1 protein-coding gene and 1 pseudogene are annotated in these 2,459 nt (G+C 37.0%); both read left to right on the top strand.

Going from position 1 to position 2,459, the window contains the following annotated elements:
• A pseudogene (locus V7659_RS28730) lies at window positions 1-239 on the top strand (hypothetical protein); the annotation flags it as partial.
• 820 nt (window positions 240-1,059) lie between these two features.
• Window positions 1,060-2,334 carry an RNA-guided endonuclease InsQ/TnpB family protein gene (locus tag V7659_RS28735; protein ID WP_335543464.1) on the top strand — a complete coding sequence of 425 codons (1,275 nt, stop codon included), beginning with the start codon at window positions 1,060-1,062 and terminating at the stop codon, window positions 2,332-2,334.
• The last annotated feature ends 125 nt before the right edge of the window (window positions 2,335-2,459 follow it).

Consider the following 2,459-nt stretch of genomic DNA (forward strand, 5'->3'; position numbering starts at 1 on the left):
TAGACTACGGATTTTACATCGCGATTTATGGTGTCTTATTGGTAGGAAATACAAAGCTAGAGAAGGCAGGATTCCCATTTTTATATTTAGGGACAGGCTTATCGCTTAGCTGGGTAGAAGTTGAAAAAGGGGTTTATCCAGGGATGGCTTTAGATATTGTCGCAAACAATCATGTGCCAACATTTGGCTTTGAACCGAGTTTGTTTGTTGTTGTGAAAAACCTTGGAGATAGAGCGTAATTTGGAAGTAATCTAGTGGATTGAGGGATTGAAGAGGAAGAAAAAACATAATCTAGACTAAGAGCTTGAACCTTTTCCAAGCTCTTATGTTTTTCTGTATTTCCAAACATAAGTCGAAAAAAACCCAAAAAGGATCCTTTATCAATTCAAAGTGTTTCTATAAACATAAAGGTCATTAGGCTTTGGAATGGTATTGTAGTGGTGAAATGTGGATACCAGTTGTCAGGGAATAAAGAGGGATGAAATGTCTTTTATCGTTGATTTTAAGAATGTAACTACAGTTGGTTTTATAAAGGAGAATATTAAAGTAAACAAATACAACAATTCATATAGCAGCACTCTCTATCAAATAGTGGGTGGTTCAAGTCGTTCCTCTGACATTGAGATAAACAAGGTATGGGGAGTAGATGACCTGTTCGTTTATCCTATATCATTGTTTCTGATGTATAAACTATAAAATTATGAGTTCCAGATTCCTTATTAATGGGTTTGAAACTCATTTTTTATTTTGCTCCTATTAATTTGAGCAATAATTTTTTAAATCTATTTTTTGGAAATGTTTGTAATGATTAAAGTAAAAAGATGGTATGGGCCCTCTGGTTGTATTGTTTTGTTAATTTAAGGTCGGCTAATATGAGAAGGAATGTATAAGTCCTAAATATTAGAAAATTTTAAAATGATTTATCGGATAGTGACGTAAAACGCTTTTCTTCAGAAATGGAGATATAAGCCATGTTTTTTCTTTTTACTATCAATTACTATTCCATAGTAGTATAATAAGTGCGTAGAACAAGTGTTCTATAAGGAGGTGAAATAAGAATTGGAACCCCATAAAAAGAACATGAAAGATCACAAGAAAAAAGAATCGAAAGGAGATATTGTCATACGGAAATTTCCGCTCCGTTTAACCGGTGAGGAGAGAAGATTAGTCGATACTCTTCGTAAGGAAGCAGCTAATCTGTGGAATGACTGCTTAGATCTCCATTGGTGGCTATATGATGCCTATCAGGTTTGGACAAATGCATCAGAAAAAAAGAAATGGTATAATGCCACCACCCATAAATTACACTCGCAAACGATTCAATCGATTATCGAATTACATGAAGAAACCTGCAAAAGAACAAGGGAGCTACGGGCAAAAGGTGAGAAACAGTGGCGTTACCCTTGGAAATACAAAAAGTTCTTTTCCGTTAAATATAAAAAATCGGCGATTACACTGTCAGATAAAAAGCTAAAATTAAGCAATGGAAAACGACAATCCCCCTTAGTAATCCCTCAACCGAAGCACATTGATTTCCATACTATAAAAAGTGCCGAAATCGTTTGGCACAAAAATCAATACTGGATGCACATTGCAGTGGAATTACCAAAACAAATGCAGGTTCAAGGCAAAAAGGAAGCTGGCTGCGATTTGGGAATCATCCATGCGGCCGTATTAAGTAACGGAAAAAGTCATTTAATTGTAACAGGAAGAGAACTTCGATCGTTGCAGCGCTTCAGAAACAAAAGGTTGAAAGAGTTTCAGAAGTTGATTAGCCGGAAAAAGCCAGGTTCGAATAAAAGGCAAAAACTTATTTTGCGTAAACGCCGTTTTTTAGAAAAACTGGAACGGAGAATGGAGTATCTATTGCATTCTATTTCGAAAATGGTCACGGATTGGTGTGTGGAAAACCAAATTAAAACACTCTATATCGGAACACCGGATGGCGTTCAAAGGAATACAAAAAAGAAAAAGAAAACCCGTAAAGAAATTCGTCAACAATTGTCCAATTGGAGTTTTGGGCAATTAATAGAAAAAATAAAATACAAATTAAAACTTCGAGGAGCCAAAGTCCAACTTGTCGAAGAGGCCTATACTTCCGGCACGTGCCCATCATGTGGAGAATTCCACAAACAAAGGAATCGAAACTTCTACTGTCCGTGTGGTGCGGAAGGACATCGAGATGTAGTAGGTGCTATGAATATTTTGGAAAAGTCTGTCAATAAACAACTAACGAATGATCGGGAACTACCTAAAATAGAAACTACAAAGTATCGCCGAGTCCTTTTAGCTCCCATTGTTTCGCACAAAGAGGCTAATAGGGCAGTGGCGTAGTGCCTATGATTGGGCTGCGGTATGCGGTTTTTACCACATGTCGTAATGAACTGGAGAAGTAGTAAGACCTGGAAGCCTCGGCCGAAAGGCGGCTTTGATGAAGGTTTAAAAAAGAATCCCCTGGA

The sequence above is a fragment of the Neobacillus drentensis genome, assembly GCF_036966985.1.
Lineage (GTDB): Bacteria > Bacillota > Bacilli > Bacillales > Cytobacillaceae > Neobacillus > Neobacillus drentensis_E.